16 protein-coding genes are annotated in these 17,993 nt (G+C 39.1%); 14 read left to right on the top strand and 2 right to left on the bottom strand.

Annotation, left to right across the window (positions count from 1 at the left end; all coding sequences use genetic code 11):
- Window positions 1–2 precede the first annotated feature (2 nt).
- Window positions 3–614, top strand: coding sequence for a protein kinase family protein (locus AC25Y1_RS17230; RefSeq protein ID WP_488149238.1), 612 nt, complete (start codon window positions 3–5; stop codon window positions 612–614).
- Window positions 615–718: 104 nt separating this feature from the next.
- The gene (locus tag AC25Y1_RS17225; RefSeq protein WP_488149237.1) at window positions 719–1,441 is read left to right on the top strand and encodes an MgtC/SapB family protein; all 723 of its coding nucleotides are present in this window, start codon (window positions 719–721) and stop codon (window positions 1,439–1,441) included.
- Between the two features lie 37 nt (window positions 1,442–1,478).
- Here the strand turns inward: AC25Y1_RS17225 and AC25Y1_RS17220 are convergent, their stop codons facing one another.
- Window positions 1,479–1,676, bottom strand: coding sequence for a hypothetical protein (locus AC25Y1_RS17220; protein ID WP_488149236.1), 198 nt, complete (start codon window positions 1,674–1,676; stop codon window positions 1,479–1,481).
- Between the two features lie 139 nt (window positions 1,677–1,815).
- On the opposite strand from AC25Y1_RS17220, the gene AC25Y1_RS17215 reads away from it, so the two are divergent.
- Window positions 1,816–2,478 (top strand): DUF421 domain-containing protein, encoded by a 663-nt coding sequence (locus AC25Y1_RS17215; protein ID WP_488149235.1) that lies wholly within the window; start codon window positions 1,816–1,818, stop codon window positions 2,476–2,478.
- Between the two features lie 80 nt (window positions 2,479–2,558).
- On the opposite strand, the gene chrA is transcribed toward AC25Y1_RS17215, so the two are convergent.
- The gene (chrA, locus tag AC25Y1_RS17210; protein WP_488149234.1) at window positions 2,559–3,746 is read right to left on the bottom strand and encodes a chromate efflux transporter; all 1,188 of its coding nucleotides are present in this window, start codon (window positions 3,744–3,746) and stop codon (window positions 2,559–2,561) included.
- Window positions 3,747–4,049: 303 nt separating this feature from the next.
- Here chrA and AC25Y1_RS17205 point away from each other — a divergent pair, with 303 nt between their 5' ends.
- The 11 genes from AC25Y1_RS17205 to hemL all read left to right on the top strand — a co-directional run bounded on the left by AC25Y1_RS17205 (window position 4,050) and on the right by hemL (window position 17,613).
- Entirely contained in the window at window positions 4,050–5,030 is a 981-nt protein-coding gene (locus AC25Y1_RS17205; protein WP_488149233.1) for a tetratricopeptide repeat protein, read from the top strand.
- Window positions 5,031–5,138: 108 nt separating this feature from the next.
- Window positions 5,139–6,425: a trigger factor gene (tig, locus tag AC25Y1_RS17200; RefSeq protein WP_488149232.1), complete on the top strand. Its 1,287-nt coding sequence runs from the start codon at window positions 5,139–5,141 to the stop codon at window positions 6,423–6,425.
- A gap of 147 nt (window positions 6,426–6,572) precedes the next feature.
- On the top strand, window positions 6,573–7,838 hold the full coding sequence (gene clpX / locus AC25Y1_RS17195; protein WP_488149231.1) for an ATP-dependent protease ATP-binding subunit ClpX: 1,266 nt from the start codon (window positions 6,573–6,575) through the stop codon (window positions 7,836–7,838).
- Window positions 7,839–7,936: 98 nt separating this feature from the next.
- Window positions 7,937–10,264: an endopeptidase La gene (gene lon / locus AC25Y1_RS17190; RefSeq protein WP_488149230.1), complete on the top strand. Its 2,328-nt coding sequence runs from the start codon at window positions 7,937–7,939 to the stop codon at window positions 10,262–10,264.
- Window positions 10,261–10,842 carry a ribosome biogenesis GTP-binding protein YihA/YsxC gene (yihA, locus tag AC25Y1_RS17185; protein ID WP_488149229.1) on the top strand — a complete coding sequence of 194 codons (582 nt, stop codon included), beginning with the start codon at window positions 10,261–10,263 and terminating at the stop codon, window positions 10,840–10,842. Before lon ends, yihA begins: the two co-directional genes overlap by 4 nt.
- Window positions 10,843–11,328: 486 nt before the next feature.
- Window positions 11,329–12,693 (top strand): glutamyl-tRNA reductase, encoded by a 1,365-nt coding sequence (gene hemA / locus AC25Y1_RS17180; RefSeq protein ID WP_488149270.1) that lies wholly within the window; start codon window positions 11,329–11,331, stop codon window positions 12,691–12,693.
- A 106-nt stretch (window positions 12,694–12,799) separates the two neighbouring features.
- The gene (ccsA, locus tag AC25Y1_RS17175) at window positions 12,800–13,630 is read left to right on the top strand and encodes a cytochrome c biogenesis protein CcsA (protein ID WP_488149228.1); all 831 of its coding nucleotides are present in this window, start codon (window positions 12,800–12,802) and stop codon (window positions 13,628–13,630) included.
- A gap of 27 nt (window positions 13,631–13,657) precedes the next feature.
- Complete coding sequence (gene hemC / locus AC25Y1_RS17170) at window positions 13,658–14,593, top strand: hydroxymethylbilane synthase (protein ID WP_488149227.1); 936 nt, start codon at window positions 13,658–13,660, stop codon at window positions 14,591–14,593.
- Window positions 14,580–15,347, top strand: a complete 768-nt coding sequence (locus AC25Y1_RS17165) for a uroporphyrinogen-III synthase (protein ID WP_488149226.1) — start codon at window positions 14,580–14,582, stop codon at window positions 15,345–15,347. Before hemC ends, AC25Y1_RS17165 begins: the two co-directional genes overlap by 14 nt.
- Entirely contained in the window at window positions 15,340–16,320 is a 981-nt protein-coding gene (gene hemB, locus AC25Y1_RS17160; RefSeq protein ID WP_488149225.1) for a porphobilinogen synthase, read from the top strand. Before AC25Y1_RS17165 ends, hemB begins: the two co-directional genes overlap by 8 nt.
- Window positions 16,321–17,613 (top strand): glutamate-1-semialdehyde 2,1-aminomutase, encoded by a 1,293-nt coding sequence (gene hemL / locus AC25Y1_RS17155; protein ID WP_488149224.1) that lies wholly within the window; start codon window positions 16,321–16,323, stop codon window positions 17,611–17,613. It begins immediately after the preceding gene.
- The last annotated feature ends 380 nt before the right edge of the window (window positions 17,614–17,993 follow it).

Here is a 17,993-nt window from a genome sequence, read left to right as displayed (position 1 = left end):
CCTTGACTACCTATCAAGCACTAGCAAAGACAGTCGTCATTAATAAGAGAAATCGTCTAATAAGCTATGATAATTCTTTAGAACATATCGGGACGGGCAGAAGTGCCTTTGTTTTTAGAATAAAATCATCAAATAAAGCGATGAAAGTATATTTTCCTGAATTTACCTACATCGCGAAGGAAGAGGGGGAAATATATCAAATACTTCAAAACATCTCTTCCTACCCTTCGATTCATGATGCTGGATTGAACTATATTGTCATGGACTATATTAAAGGGCATACACTTTTCGAATGTATTGCACGTAGAAAGCGCATTACAGTAGCTCATATTCAAGAAATTGATTATGCACTTTCATTGGCTCGATCTAAGGGGCTAAATCCTTCAGATATTCATTTACGTAACCTAATTATCACTTCAAGTGGTGAGATCAAAATCATTGATGTGGCACGTTTTCGACAAAAGAAAAACTGCAGGCAATGGCATGACCTTAAAAAAGCATATTATGGGCTTTATCGTAAACGTCTTTTTCCAAAGAAAATTTCTGCAATCCCCTTAAATATCGTAGCTTACCTTTATAAAAAAGGACTTTTACCGGCTTACAATATGAATTAAAAAACTTTGTCTAAATTAATTTCTGCATTAATTCATAAAATAAGTTACAAATCATCTAATAACGGTAATAGTAGGGTATCAGGGAAATGAAAGTGGGGATTATATTGGATTGGATTGCGGATGTTGGGCTTTATCCCGATGTATTAATAAAAATTTCCTTGGCGTTGCTTTTGAGTTTAATCATTGGTGTTGAAAGAGAAATTAAAAAGAAACCAATAGGACTGAAAACTAGCGCAGTCATCGCCACATTTAGTTGTCTTTTAACCATTGTTTCTATAGAATCTGCATATTTAGTACCAGCACGTGATGATATTAATGTAACGATGGATCCACTTCGTCTCGCAGCACAAGTTGTCAGCGGAATTGGTTTTCTCGGGGCAGGTGCGATTTTAAGAAAAGGCAATGATACGATAACCGGTTTAACAACTGCGGCTATGATTTGGGGAGCGGCAAGTATTGGTATTGCGGTAGGCGCAGGTTTTTATATTGAAGCGGCATTCGCTGTTGTATGCGTAATGTTTGTTGTGGAAGTACTATCGCCAATTCTTGGGAAGTATGGTCCAAAGCGACTCCGCTCAAAAGAAGTTCCGTGTATTCTAATCCTGACTGACAAAAAGAGTATACCTGATGTCTTAGTTTATTTAGAAAAGAACAGCATGATTGTGGAACATTTAAAAATCAAACAAATTGTTGATCAAGATCATCTCATAAAGCATGTAATGGATTTAAGATTATCAACTATTTCAGAAAAACCAATCTTTCAGTTTTATAATGATTTAGACGCACTGCCATACATTGAATCTATCGAAATTGAAATTATACAATAGTAAAGGGCAATAGCTAACATGCTATTGCCCTTTACTATTAGTCTTCATCGCTATCATCATCGTCCATATCTAAATCGGTGTCGCTCTCTGGATCAACATCTTTCTGAATTGGATCGTCTATGATGATATCGTCATTGTCGCCATCATCGCTGTCATCACTGCATGCAGAGAGTAGTCCAATCGACAAAACTGCAGCCGCACCTATTTTTATAAACTTAGCTTGTTTTATATCCACAATATCTCCTCCTAATTATTGTTCATACTCTACAACTACCCGAATTTTAAAAAATAAACCAAAACCTATAAAGTTATAATCAGTTTCATGGTGAACTTTAAAGGATATACAGTAAGAACATCAAATTGAGGTGATTATATTGGATTACCTATTAATCGGTTCAAAGCTTGTCATTGGGTTTATCGCACTTATGACGGTGGTTAGGCTATTAGGTAAAAAACAACTTTCTGAAATGACGCCGTTTGATATTATTTACCTTTTGGTTTTTGGCGGAATACTAGAAGAAAGTATATATGATGAAAAAGTATCTATCTTTATGTTGCTATTTGCTGTTACCGTCTGGGCGATTGTCATTTATATCATTGAAAAGTTAGCACAAAAATCAAATCGAATGCGCAAAATTCTACAAGGTGAACCAGATAGAATCATTGCAAATGGAAAACTCAATAAAAAATTAATCGATAAAAATCAATTAGAAATGGAACAACTTAGATCGATGCTTCGTAAGGAAGGGATTTTTTCTTTAAAAGAAGTGAGGGATATATATATCGAACCAGGAGGAGATATGACAGTCAATCAATTTGCAAAATATAAATCGGTTAAAGTTCAAGATCTTAATCTTGATATTGAAGAAGAAGAGCCGACTTATCTACTCGTTGATGAAGGGCAGACAAAAAAAGATATGCTCGAAGCAATTGGAAAGTCGAAACAATGGCTTCTATCTGAATTGGAACAATTGGGTCATGATAACCCGGAAGGACTTTATTACTGTGAATGGTCGACCACTGAAGGTTTTTCGTAATTGCTTATGAAGACACGATAAATTGAATCAAAAAAACAGGCGAAAGAAGATATTCGCCTGAATTTTATGAGACCGTTATTTTATAGAAAAGAAATTAATAACCCACCAATTGCACCTGTAACTACAATGATCCACGGGGGAAGCTTCCAATAAGAAAGCATACTGAACAGAATAGCTGCCAATGCAAAATCCATTGGCGATAAAATTGAACTCGTCCAAATCGGATGATATAAAGCGGAAATCAAGATTCCGATAACAGCTGCGTTTACTCCCATTATCGCACCTTTGATTTTAGGGTTACTTCTTAACTGGTCCCAAAAAGGTAAAGCGCCAATCATTAAAAGAAGAGCGGGTAAGAAAATAGCAATTGTTGCGACTAAACCGCCAACCCATCCGTTCATAACTGTTCCTAAATACGCTGCAAATGTAAACAACGGACCTGGAACGGCCTGAGTGGCCCCGTATCCAGCTAAAAACGCTTCTTCCGTTATCCAACCCGTTGGTACAAATTCCTGCTCCAATAATGGTAAAACAACATGTCCGCCACCAAAAACAAGCGAACCAGAACGATAAAAACTATCAAACATTGCAATCCAATAAGATCCTGTTAACTCTCTAACGAATGGTAAAAGAAAAAGTAGGCCAAAAAACAATGCAAAACAGAATGCAGAGATTTTTTTAGAAATCGGGAAATTCGATTTTGTCTTGTCCAATGCAATTGGCTGGTTATTATATAGAAGAAACCCGATAACAGCAGCGACTAAAATAACACCGACTTGTGTAATTGCTGATTGAGCGACCAGTGTTCCTATCAGTGCAAGTAAGGCAATTGCTTTACGCTTAAGATCAGGCGTTAGATTTTTAGCCATTCCCAAAATGGCATGTGCGACGACAGCAACTGCAACGATCTTAAGGCCGTGAATCCAACCAGCATCGCCGATATTATAGTTGGTTAATAAACTAGCAAAAAGAATGAGGGCGAGGACAGAAGGAAATGTAAACCCGATAAAAGAAACAAGTCCACCAACGACCCCGGCCCGCATAACACCTATCCCGATTCCAACTTGGCTACTTGCAGGGCCAGGTAAAAACTGTGCCAATGCAACCAAATCAGCATAAGTTTTTTCATCCATCCATTTTCTTCTACGGATATATTCTGCGTGAAAATAGCCTAAATGAGCAGTAGGGCCACCAAAAGAGGTTAACCCGAGACGTGTTGATATTAAAAACAATTCCCACAGTGTTTTGAAACGATTATTTTTTGTCATCGCTAACTCCTTTAACTGAAACAATGTTATGAATGGCATTACTATAACATCTTTTCACCCCGAAACTAGATAAAGTAACAATATTTACATATTTTTAACAACAAATACACCTCGACTGTTGATAATGCCTACGCTTGTGGCTATACTAAACACTAATTAAACTACCAGTGCTTATACGTGCATTGAGTTTTACGATTGCGTAATTGGTTTAAAAAAATCGTCTATAGGGAAGATGAAATGTTGTAAATAGCAGATTTCCTTAGTCGTCAAAATGTATTATAATTGAAGTATTGGAGGTGAGTGATGACGATGCATAAGAAATACGGTCGGTTGCGTAAAAAAGAAAATATCATCGTATTCCCAGGAACTTTTGAAAGGTTGGTATCCAGTGGAATCGAATACGTAAAAAACAAACAGTTTGAAAAAGCGGCTGAAGCATTTGACCAAGCCATCTTATATGAACCGGACTATCCTGAATTCTTAGGGCCTTACGCAATAGCATTATACGAAATAAAAGAATTTGCGCGTGCGAAAGAAATCGCCGCAAGACTTCTACATAGTGGTCCAACAAGTTATATCGATGCAATGGAGTTATATCTAACCATTAGTATCCAACTACAAGAATATGAAGAAGTTGAAATGACGATTGATACTTTATTAGAGGAAGGCATCATTCCAAATGAACTTTTAACGAAATTTAATTACCTACGAGAATTGAATAGTAGGCTTTCCAATAGATATCCAGTAGAGGAATCCAACCACATAGAATCCTTATTTACATTCGAAGATTTTTTGAAAATGGATATTTACACACAACAACATACACTTGCTTCATTAGAAGGTACAGATCTTCGAGGAATGATTCCTGTGCTAGAAGATATTGTTGAAAGTGTAAATTTATCGCCGCTTATTGTTACATTCGGATTAACATTACTTCAACAATCGGGTTATTCAAAAGAAGTCACGATTCAAAAGTTTGGTGAAGAACAAGTCATCATTCCAGAACAAATGACTTTACCAGGTCAAGATCCTTTCACGACAAAAGTTTTATCAGAGATAGAAGATAGATACCTTCAAGATCCTTCACGGTTTGAGATGGCCAAAAACTTAATCGAAAAGTTTTCTATTACAGCGTTTCCTTTTACGTGGGGAGCGTATACTGAAGAAGAAGTGGCGAATGCTTATGTACAATACATAGAATGCTTATTTACGGGGGAAGAATTGCCGAACACTATGCTTCATTCTTTCATCAAACGAATTGATGAAGAATCTAACTTTGAGTAAATAGTAAAATTGTTGAAAGATGAAGGCTTTATGCTATACTGAAAGAGTTGTTAAAAAGTATATACATGCAAAAATAGATTCACCAATAAGATTCGGAGGTTTTTTAATATGACAGTTCAATGGGAAAAAGAAGAAGGAAACAAAGGTACACTTACAGTAGAGGTGCCTGCTGAAAAGGTAAAAGAAGGTCTTGATAAAGCATTTAAAAAAGTTGTTAAAGATGTAAACGCACCAGGTTTCCGTAAAGGTAAAATGCCACGTCAAATGTTTGAAAAAATGTACGGGGTTGAGTCACTTTATAACGAAGCACTCGATTTCATCTTACCTGAAGCATACAGTTCAGCAATTGACGAAGCAGGAATCGATCCTGTAGATCGTCCGGAAATTGATATCGAGCAATTGGAAAAAGGTAAATCACTTATTTTTAAAGCAGTTGTAACAGTTAAACCTGAAGTGAAACTTGGCGAATACAAAGGCCTTGAAGTTACACGTCTAGATACAACGGTAACTGATGAAGATATCGAACAACAATTAAAAGACAGCCAAACAGCTTATGCAGAACTCGTAGTTAAAGAAGACGGCGAAGTTGAAACTGGCGATACTGTAACACTAGACTTCAAAGGATTCTCTGACGGAGAACCATTTGAAGGCGGAGAATCAGAAGGATTTGAACTTGAAATCGGATCTGGTTCATTCATCCCAGGATTTGAAGAGAAAATGGTTGGCATGAAAGTCGGCGAAGAAAAAGAAATCGAAGTGACATTCCCTGAAGAATACCACGCAGCAGAACTTGCAGGTAAACCAGCTGTATTCGAAGTGAAAGTACATGAGATTAAAGGGAAAGAAATTCCTGAACTTAACGACGAACTTGCAAAAGAAATTGATGAAGAGGTTGAAACACTTGACGAGCTTCGTGAAAAACTAAAAGAAAAAACGACAACAGAAAAACTAAGTGCTTCTGAAACAGCACTTCGTGATGATCTAGTCGAAGCTGCAGCTCGTAATGCAGAAATCGATATTCCAGAAGCGATGATCAACTCAGAAGTTGAGCGCATGATGGAAGAGTTCGGTCAACGTCTAGAACAACAAGGCATGAACCTTGAACTATACTTCCAGTTCTCTGGACAAGATGAAGAAGCACTTCGCGCACAAATGACTGACGATGCACAAAATCGTGTTCGTGTTTCATTAGTTCTTGAGGAAATTGGTAAAGTTGAAGAAGTTAAAGTAGAAGAAGAAGACATCAATGCAGAACTTGCAAAAATGACTGAGCAATTCGGTATGGACGTTGAACAGATTAAAACAGCACTTGGTGGTACACAAGTTTTAGAAAACGACCTTCGTTTCAATAAAACAGTTGAACTGCTTGTTGAAAATGCAAAGATTACTGAATAATAATTAGCAATAAGGACAAGGTACGGTATATCGTACCTTGTTTTACATAGTGAGAATATTTTTCGATATAATGGTTTTATGAATACTAATTAGTTGATAATACGTCTAGAGTCTTGTAATATTGTCACTTGAATAGGGGTGAGCATGATGTTCAAATTTAATGATGAAAAAGATAACTTAAACTGTTCGTTTTGTGGAAAGTCACAGGAGCAAGTACGTAAACTTGTTGCTGGTCAAGGGGTTTATATTTGCGATGAATGTGTTGAACTTTGTGCTGAAATCGTGGAAGAGGAAGTTGGCTTAGAAGAAGGCTTTGAGCTGAAAGATGTTCCGAAACCAAGAGATATACAAAGCATTCTTGATGAGTACTTAATTGGACAGGATAGAGCTAAGAAATCACTTTCTGTTGCTGTCTATAATCACTATAAGCGCGTAAATTCTGGCAGTAAAGTTGATGATGTAGAGTTAGCAAAATCCAACATCGTTCTAATCGGACCAACTGGTAGCGGTAAAACATTACTTGCACAAACACTTGCACGTATATTAGATGTTCCATTCGCAATTGCAGACGCAACGTCACTTACAGAAGCAGGATATGTCGGTGAAGATGTTGAAAATATCTTATTAAAACTTATCCAAGCAGCTGATTATGATGTTGAAAAAGCAGAACGCGGTATTATTTACATCGATGAAATCGACAAAGTAGCTCGTAAATCTGAAAATGCTTCGATTACACGTGATGTTTCAGGTGAAGGTGTGCAACAAGCGCTCCTTAAGATTCTTGAAGGGACAGTAGCAAGCGTTCCACCACAAGGCGGACGTAAGCATCCTCATCAAGAATTTATACCAATCGATACAACGAATATCCTCTTTATTGTAGGAGGCGCATTCGATGGGATTAATGAAATCATCAAACGTAGAATGGGTCAAAAACTAATTGGTTTTGGATCGGATCCAAATACTGTGGATGAAGAAGAATCAGTTTTATCTAAACTAATTCCAGAAGATCTACAAAACTTCGGGCTTATTCCTGAATTCATCGGACGATTACCAGTTCTTGCAAGTTTGGAACCGTTAGATGAAGAGACGTTGTATCAAATATTAACAGTTCCGAAAAACGCGATTGTTAAGCAGTACCAAAAAATGCTTGAACTTGATGATGTAGTGCTTCGTTTTGAAGAAGAAGCATTGCTTGAAATTGCAAAAGCTGCGATTGAGCGAAAAACGGGTGCCCGTGGATTACGCTCGATCATTGAAAACATTATGCTTGATGTAATGTACGAACTACCATCTCTCGAAGAAGTAACTGAATGTATCATTACGCGCGATTCAGTAATCGGAGAAGGCAACCCAATCTTATTAAGAGATGATGGTTCTGAATTTGTATTATTGAATGGAAAAACCTCAGCGTAAAGCAAAACGGTTGAAGCTGGCACCAAATGCGTATGTACACTTGCGCTTTTCGGGGTCAGCTTTTTTCCATCTAACTAGATAATGGAGGTGCCATGGACGTGAAAACAATAACAAGGAATAGTGAAATTCCATTACTACCACTTCGCGGTGTGCTCGTCTACCCAACAATGGTTTTACATATTGATGTTGGTAGAGATCGTTCCATTGCTGCAATTAATCATTCCATAAAAAAAGATAGTATGATTTTTCTTGCGACACAAAAAGAAGAAGCGATTGAAAACCCGACACCAGAAGATTTTTATGATGTCGGAACACTCGCCTATATAAAGTCGATGACTGAATTGCCGAATGGAACGTATCGTGTCTTAATAGAAGGCATTGACCGTGCGGAATGGACAAAGTATGAAGAAAAAGAAGAGTTTTCTGTCGCGAGTATAACGAGTATTCCTGATAAATTCGACAATGACGTAGAAATGGAAGCGTTAATGAGAACTCTTCTGTCTTATTTTGAGAAATATTCAAAGATTTCCAGAAAAATCAAAAAAGAAACGTATGAATCTGTAGCTAAGATTTCCGAACCCGGGCGTCTTGCAGATACAATTTCGTCCCATTTACCTTTAAAAATCGAGGCGAAACAAGAACTTTTGGAGTTAATCGATGTTAAGAAACGCTATGAATGGCTGATTGGTCAATTACATAACGAGCAAGAAGTTCTCGAATTAGAAAATAAGATTAATGCACGCGTGAAAGAAGCAATGGAAAGAACGCAAAAAGAATTTTATTTGCGTGAACAGATGAAAGCAATTCAAACCGAACTTGGCGACAAAGACGGAAAAGGATTGGAAGTTGCTGAGCTTCAAGAACGGATTGACAAAGCGAATATGCCTTCGGGTGTTAAAGAAACTGCAGAACGTGAATTGGAACGATACGAAAAAGTTCCAGCGGCATCTGCAGAAAGCGGCGTAATTAGAAATTATATTGAGTGGCTTGTTAATTTACCTTGGTCTGATGCAACAAAAGATCAACTTGACATCAATCGTTCCGAAGAGATTTTAAATCGGGATCATGAAGGTCTTGAATTAGTAAAAGAGCGAATTCTTGAGTTTTTGGCAGTTCGTCAACTAACGAACTCATTGCGTGGGCCGATTCTATGTTTAGAAGGACCACCAGGGGTCGGTAAAACTTCACTTGCTCGTTCAATTGCTGAATCACTTGAGCGGAAATTTGTTCGAATTTCTCTAGGTGGTATTCGTGATGAATCAGAAATACGAGGCCATAGACGTACTTATGTTGGTGCTATGCCTGGGCGAATCATTCAAGGGATGAAAAAAGCTGGAAAAATAAACCCGGTGTTTTTACTAGATGAAATCGATAAAATGTCAAATGACTTTAGGGGAGACCCATCTTCAGCGATGCTTGAAGTGCTCGATCCTGAACAAAATGCGACATTTAGCGATCACTATATTGAAGAACCTTATAATTTATCAGATGTTTTATTCATCGCAACAGCGAATGATTTAAGTTCAATTCCTGGACCACTTCGCGATCGTATGGAAATTATCTCCATCGCAGGGTATACAGAAATTGAAAAAAGTTCAATTGCAAAAAATCATTTAATCCCAAAACAGATGAAAGAGCATGGGTTAACAGGGTCTCAACTAAGGATCAATGATGAAGCCATTTTAAATATCATTCGTTACTACACAAGAGAAGCTGGCGTTCGTAGTTTAGAGCGTCAAATTGCTGCGATTTGTAGAAGAGCAGCAAAACAAATTGTCACGAATGAAAAGAAACGGGTTATTATTACCGCAAAAACCCTCGAAGACATTCTTGGTAAAAAGAAATTCAGATACGGACTTGCAGAGTCCGAAAATCAAATTGGTGTTGCAACTGGATTAGCTTATACACAAGTAGGTGGCGACACCTTGCAAATTGAAGTGTCATTGTCACCCGGTAAAGGGAAACTGATTTTAACGGGTAAATTGGGCGATGTCATGAAGGAGTCTGCACAAACCGCTTTATCTTTCGTCCGTTCGAAAACAGAGGAGTTTGGCATAGATCCTTTATTTCACGAAACATGTGATATTCATATCCATGTTCCAGAGGGGGCAGTTCCAAAAGAAGGTCCATCAGCGGGAATTACAATTGTCACAGCTTTAGTATCGGCTTTGACCAAACGCAAAATTCGCAGAGAAGTGGGCATGACGGGCGAGGTTACACTGCGCGGTCGAGTACTTCCAATCGGCGGCGTAAAAGAAAAAACATTAAGTGCGCATCGTGCTGGATTGACGACGATTATATTACCACGTGATAATGAACGGGATGTTGAAGATGTTCCTGATAGTGTTCGCGCGGAATTATCGTTTTTATTCGTTAGTGACGTTGAAGAAGTGCTTAAAATTGCATTGGAGGCGTCAGCCGAATGAAAGTAAATCAAGTAGAAATGATCATGAGTGCAGTCAGACCGGAACAATACCCAACGGAAGGCTATCCTGAATTCGCACTCGCAGGTCGTTCAAATGTAGGTAAATCTTCATTTATCAATAAAATGATTGGCCGAAAAAGCCTTGCACGTACGTCATCAAAACCAGGGAAAACACAAACCTTAAACTTCTATAAAATTGAAGAACAATTATTTTTTGTGGATGTACCAGGATATGGTTATGCGCAAGTTTCGAAAACTTCTCGTGAATCATGGGGAAAAATGATCGATCAATATTTAACGGAACGCGACCTACTAAAGGCAGTTATTCAGATTGTCGATTTACGCCATCCACCATCAAAGGATGACAAAATCATGTACGATTTTTTAGTTGAATTTGAACTGCCGGCAATTGTGATCGCAACGAAAGCCGATAAAATTCCAAAAGGTAAATTTGACAAACATAAGAAAATTATCCGTAAAGAACTCAATATGCGGCCTGAAGATCCTATCATCGTTTTTTCATCAGAAAAAGGAATGGGTATGGACGAAGCTTGGGCAGAAATTAAAAAAAGAATGTAGGTCTCGACTCGATTGATAGTATTTGTCAATCGAGTTTTGCATTTTAGTAGAAAGATTTTAGACAGTGTCGGACACGGTCCGTGGTTTAATGGTGAAACTTCAATTATGACAAGATGCACGGCCGAAACGCGGTGTTTCAGATGAGTCAAAGGTCATGAGTTACAAGCAAAATGATTTGAGTGCAAGCAAACATCGACTAAGTGCAAGGAAAACGAGGTTGAGTGCAAGCAAACCAAAGGTCAGTGCAAGCAAAAATTTAAAACTAGGCGTTTTTGAGATACTCCCTTTTTGAGTAATCGTTTCGACAAAAAATGCACATCCTTTGTCATCGCTACTTAAAATTGCTATTATTAGATTAGAATAATTCTTATTATAGGGTACAAACCGCTGACAGTCATATGTTGTACACAAATAGAAAATATATTTGAACAGTAATATGATATAATAGAAAAAGTGAATTAGAACGTGAAAGGGGTGAGCACCACAGTGCATACAATTGTAGTAGGTGTTAACCATCGAACAGCACCTGTCGAAATAAGAGAAAAATTGGCCTTTGTTGAAACGGAATTGGCTGAAGCCATGCAAACGTTACAACAGCAAAAAAGCATATTAGAAAATACAATCATCTCAACTTGTAACAGAACTGAAGTCTATGCAGTGGTGGATCAACTGCATACAGGAAGATATTATGTCAAACGCTTTTTAGCGGATTGGTTTGATGTACCCATCGAATCATTTGAAGCACACCTCGTGATTAATGAAAATGATCAAGCGATTGAGCACTTATTGAAAGTGTCTTCTGGAATGGATTCAATGGTACTCGGTGAAACGCAAATTTTGGGACAAGTCCGTGACAGTTTTCTCCAAGCGCAGTCGATTGGAACAACAGGCACTGTTTTTAATGAACTTTTTAAACAAGCCGTGACATTTTCAAAACGAGCGCATTCAGAAACAGATATCGGTGCAAACGCCGTTTCAATTTCTTATGCAGCGGTCGAACTTGGAAAACAAATCTTCGGTTCATTAAATCACAAGCATATTGCGATTCTAGGTGCTGGTGAAATGGGTGAACTTGCCCTTCAAAATTTACAAGGTAGCGGGGCAGAAAAACTAACCGTTATTAATCGTACACTGTCTACTGCTGAAGAAATGGCAGGAAGATTCGGTGGTGAGGCAAAACCGATGGCAGAATTACAATGTTCATTATTAGAGGCTGATGTTCTTATCAGTTCAACAGCTGCGACGGAATATGTGATTGATTATGATTTGATGAAAAATGTTGAGCGCATGCGCCGTGGCAATCCACTATTCTTAATCGATATCGCTGTACCTAGAGATTTAGACCCGAGAATTGGTGAACTTCCAAACGTTTTCCTTTATGATATAGATGATTTACAAGGAATTGTAGATGCAAATCTTGCGGAGCGTGAAAAAGCTGCGGAAAAAATTGGCTTATTGATTGAAGGACAAATCGTTGAGTTTAATGAATGGCTTGCGACACTTGGCGTTGTTCCAGTTATCACTGCACTTCGTGAAAAAGCACTGAACATTCAAGGCACAACGATGGAAAGTATGTTGAATAAAATTCCGGACTTAACTGAACGGGAGAAAAAAGTACTCAGCAAACATACAAAATCGATTATCAATCAACTCTTAAAAGAGCCGATATTGCAAGTGAAAGAAATGGCTATGGATCCGAATTCAGCCGAGAAGATTGCGTTATTCCAACAAATCTTTGGGATAGATGAAGAAGTTGAAAAGGAAAAAGAGGAATTGTCACGACTCGCACAAGAACGACTCTCGACCCGGTCGACATATAATCATTCCTCGAAACCTGATTTGTCATTTTAATGAGGTGCAAAAGGGCTTTTCCACAATACAAATGATACACTGTATATGGGGAAACGCCTTTTTTATCGTTTAAAAATGGACTTTATATTGGAAGGGCTGAGGCGTAATGGCTGAGTTCATGATGACAAGGCTGCATGAGTGGATGGTCATCTTGTATGCGTTCAGTCTTGTCTTTTACTTTATCGATTATTTAAAGAAAGATAAAATTGCACATCGGATTGCTTTTTGGCTCTTAATCGTCGTTTATGTCATACAAACGACCTCATTAGTCCTTTATATTGTGGAAACAAAACGATTTCCGATTCTATCATTATACGAAGGAATTTACTTTTACGGATGGCTATTAATCACGGTTTCTCTCGTCTTGCATCTAATTTCTAAACCGAGCTATATGGTATTCTTCCTGAATGTGATCGGCTTTATTTTTATGACGATCCATACATTTGCACCTTTACAGATTAACCAATCACCAGTAGGGGATGCATTAATATCCGAACTATTATTAATTCATATTTCGTTTGCGATATTGTCTTATGTGGCATTTGCAATATCATTTGTTTACGCGGTTTTATATTTATTATTATATAAGATATTAAAAAAACGGAAGTGGTCGAAACAATTTGTTCGCCTGCCTTCCCTTCAACAAACAGCAACGGGTATGAAAGTTGGCGTCATTATTGGGATTCCGTTACTGATGATCAGCTTAATATTAGGAGTGCAATGGGCATTTGTAGTCCTTAGCGAATGGTCATTTTTCGACTTTAAAATTATTAATTCGTTTTTAATACTGCTATTGTATATCCTCGTTTTATTAGCTATGCAAACGGGAAGGCTGAGAGGGAACAACAGTGCGTGGGCAAATATCTTTGCATTCCTTTTTGTCATCATCAATTTCTTTTTAGGCAGTACCTTATCTGGATTTCACTTTTGGGTATAATAAACCCTCATGAAAGGTTTGAATTGAATGAGAAAAATCATCGTAGGTTCTAGAAGAAGTAATTTGGCTATGACACAAACCAAATGGTTTATCGAACAAATGAAAGAAGCTGGAGCTCCGTTCGAGTTTGAAATTAAAGAAATCGTCACAAAAGGTGACCAAATTCTTGATGTCATGTTATCTAAAGTTGGCGGAAAAGGGCTATTTGTTAAAGAAATACAACAAGCCTTGATCAATAAAGAAATCGATTTTGCAGTACATAGCTTGAAAGATATGCCAGCTGAACTGCCAGCTGAACTAGTCATTGGGTGTATTCCAGCTCGAGTTGACCCGAGAGATGCATTCATCGCCAATGGTCATGTGAAATTTATGGATTTACCAATTGGTGCAGTTGTTGGAACTTCAAGCTTACGTAGAAGTTCACAATTATTATTACTACGTCCGGACTTAGACATTAAATGGATTCGTGGCAATATCGAAACTCGTATGAAAAAATTACGTGACGGCGAATATGATGCAATTTTACTTGCTGCTGCAGGTATGAAACGTGTTGGCTGGGATGATGATGTTGTGACTGAATACATGTCTGTTGAGGATTGCATTCCGGCTGTTGGCCAGGGAGCGCTCGCGATAGAATGTCGTTCGGAGGACGCTGAATTATTAGCGGAACTAGAAAAGATTTCGGATGATAAAACATGGAAAGAAATAGAAGCTGAACGTACATTCTTATCAGAAATGAATGGATCTTGCCAAGTTCCAATCGCAGGTTTTGCTCAATATGATGGGACGAATATCCATTTCACAGGATATATCGCATCACCTGACGCAACACAAGTCTTTAAACACTCAATTGTAGACGCAGATCCAGTTGAAGCTGGTAAAATCGTTGCGAGAACTTTACGGGCTGAAGGTGCTGGTGAAGTGATTGAGAAAGTGATGGCTGAGATGGATGAAGGACAGTGAACCTCTAAAAGGGGAAAAAGTTGTTTTTACAGGTACCCCGAAATCAGAAGATGTATTTGAAGTTGTGCAAAATTACGGAGGAGAACCTGTTTCTCTTCCGCTTATTCAAATCTCGGAAATTGTAGGGCCGACTGATAAACTACGCTTAGAGGCAACACCCACATACGACTGGCTGATTTTTACAAGCCAAAGTGCTGTCGATGCATTTGGCGCAAAGTTGAAGCGGCACGATGTATCAGTCGACTTAATCCCATCAAATATCGCTGCAATTGGCTCGCGAACAGCTGAAGCACTTGAAAAAATAGGATTTGTCGTGAAGTTTATCCCGACTGTCTTTAGTGCGGATGTCTTTGTGAAAGAATTTAATCCGATTGAGAACGATTTGCGTCGATTATTATTTTTACGCGGCTCAATCGCAGGACCGACAATTAGTGAAGAGCTACCATTTGAGGTGGATGAATGGACGATTTATCAAACCGAAAAAGCAACTGAAAATGCGTCAGCACTTGTGGATCTATTACAACGTGGCGAAGCAGGTTCAGTCTTATTTGCGAGTCCATCAGCCGTGACAGTTTTCGCGGAAGAAGTCGCACCTCAAGTCGGATGGCAGGGCTATACGATTGGCGCAATTGGACATGTCACAGAAAAAGCACTGAAAGAATTGGGTGCACCGGTTCATGTTCGACCGGATACTTATACATTAAAGGACCTCGTGGAAAAATTAGCGAGCCGAAAGGATGTTACAAATGGATAACTTAAATTTCCGTCGAAATAGACGTTTACGAAATTCTGGGGCACTTCGCTCGATGGTCAGAGAGACCGTCTTGCAAAAAGAGGATTTCATCTACCCAATTTTTGTCGTTGAAGGAAACGATATTAAAAACGAAGTCGCATCCATGCCGGGCGTATTCCAATTATCATTGGATCATTTAGCTGTGGAAGTGGATGAAGTAGTTTCACTAGGCATTCCATCGATTATGTTATTCGGTGTTCCGAATGTGAAAGACGCGGTCGGATCTCAGGCTTATGCGGATGAAGGAATCGTTCAACAAGCTACGCGTTTTGTGAAAGAGCGCCACCCTGAACTCGTCGTCATTGCAGACACATGTCTTTGCCAATATACAGATCACGGACATTGTGGTGTGCTGAAAGACGGCTATGTATTGAATGATCCATCACTTGAGTTATTAACAAAAACAGCAGTTAGCCAAGCAGCAGCAGGGGCAGACATTATTGCACCTTCGAATATGATGGACGGATTTGTCGCAGCCATTCGCCGTGGACTCGACGAAGCAGGCTTTGTGAATACGCCAATTATGTCGTATGCAGTTAAATATGCATCGGCTTACTACGGTCCATTCCGTGAAGCAGCTCATTCAACACCACAAGAAGGAGATCGCAAAACATACCAAATGGACCCTGCAAATCGTTTGGAAGCGATTCGTGAAGCTGAATCGGATGTCGCTGAAGGAGCAGACTTCTTAATCGTTAAACCAGCACTGTCTTATTTAGACGTCATGCGTGAAGTAAGAAACAATACTACATTACCGGTCGTTGCTTACAATGTGAGCGGGGAATATGCGATGATCAAAGCAGCTGCCCAAAACGGTTGGATTGATGAAAAAGCGGTTGTCCTAGAGACATTATTGAGTATGAAACGTGCGGGTGCAGATATCATTATGACGTACCATGCAAAAGATGCAGCCAGATGGTTGGAGGGGAAATAATTGGAGAAAAATTATACGAACTCGAAACAAGCGTTTGAAAAAGCAGTAGACCTAATGCCAGGCGGGGTTAACTCACCAGTCCGCGCATTTAAATCAGTGAATATGGATCCGATTTTCATGCAAAGTGGTAAAGGTGCAATGATTACAGACATTGATGGCAATGAATACATTGATTACGTACTTTCTTGGGGACCGCTTATTTTAGGTCACTCAGACCCGGATGTTGTTGAAGCGATTAAAAGCGTTGCAGAAACAGGTTCAAGTTTCGGTGCACCTACTTTAGCTGAAAATGAACTCGCAAATCTCGTAATCGACCGTGTACCATCGATTGACATGGTACGTATGGTGTCTTCGGGAACAGAAGCGACGATGAGTGCACTTCGTTTAGCACGCGGTGTTACGGGTCGTAATCTAATTTTGAAATTTGAAGGATGCTACCACGGTCACGGCGATTCATTGCTCATTAAAGCGGGTTCTGGTGTCGCTACACTCGGTCTACCGGATAGCCCAGGTGTTCCGGAGTCAGTGGCTAAAAACACGATTACGGTTCCGTACAATGATTTAGATAGCATAAAAGTTGCGATGAAAGAACACGGTGACGATCTCGCGGCTATTATCGTTGAGCCTGTCGCTGGAAATATGGGCGTCGTCCCACCAGAACCAGGTTTCTTAGAAGGTCTCCGCGAATTAACAACTGAAAACGGTACACTGTTAATTTTTGATGAAGTGATGACAGGTTTCCGTGTTGGCTATAACTGTGCACAAGGTCATTTTGGTGTTCAACCAGATATTACTTGTCTTGGAAAAGTAATCGGCGGTGGACTTCCAGTAGGCGCTTACGGTGCATCAAGAGAGATTATGGAAAATATCGCACCAGCAGGTACTGTTTATCAGGCTGGTACATTATCCGGTAATCCACTTGCAATGACAGCGGGTATTGAAACACTGAAAAAGTTAACACCAGCATCTTATGACCATTTCATGCAACTCGGTGACCAACTCGAAGCTGGGTTCCGCGCGGCGGCCGAAAAATACAATATCCCGCACACAGTAAACCGTGCAGGATCAATGATTGGTTTCTTCTTCACGAATGAAAAGGTCACTAATTATGATAAAGCAAAAACATCAGATCTAGAATTGTTCGCAGATTATTATCGTCTCATGGCGGAAGAAGGCATTTTCCTTCCACCATCTCAGTTTGAAGGCATGTTCATTTCCACTGCCCATACTGAGGAACATATTGCGAAGACGGTTGATGCGTTCCATACTGTGTTTGCTAAGTTGGCGCGATAATCATAAAATCTTAACCGATTACCTGAACGAGTCATTGTTCAGGTAATCGGTTTTTTCATGCGTTGATTTATGTAGTGGGTGGGTGCTTTTTTTATACAGGTAAAAGGTCCCGACTTGCAAGCAAAATCATTTAAGTGCAAGCAAGTCACTCATATGTGCAAGCAAACCCCGTTCAAGTGCAAGGAAAACCCTTCGAAGTGCAAGGAAATCACTTGTTAGTGCAAGCAAAATTGTTAACATAGAGAATTCACTTTTTCAGGTGGTCGTATTCAATACCGTTGATTTGCGTTCCGGGCGGACGCTTTCCTGCGGGCGGTCGGTGAGCCTCCTCGTTCACTTTGCACTGGACCCTTAAAATTGGACACTATTTTTCTAAGCAG

Source organism: Sporosarcina sp. Y1009 (assembly GCF_057669865.1).
The sequence above is the reverse complement of the archived record's forward strand: the minus strand, read 5'-3'. Positions and strand labels throughout refer to the sequence as shown.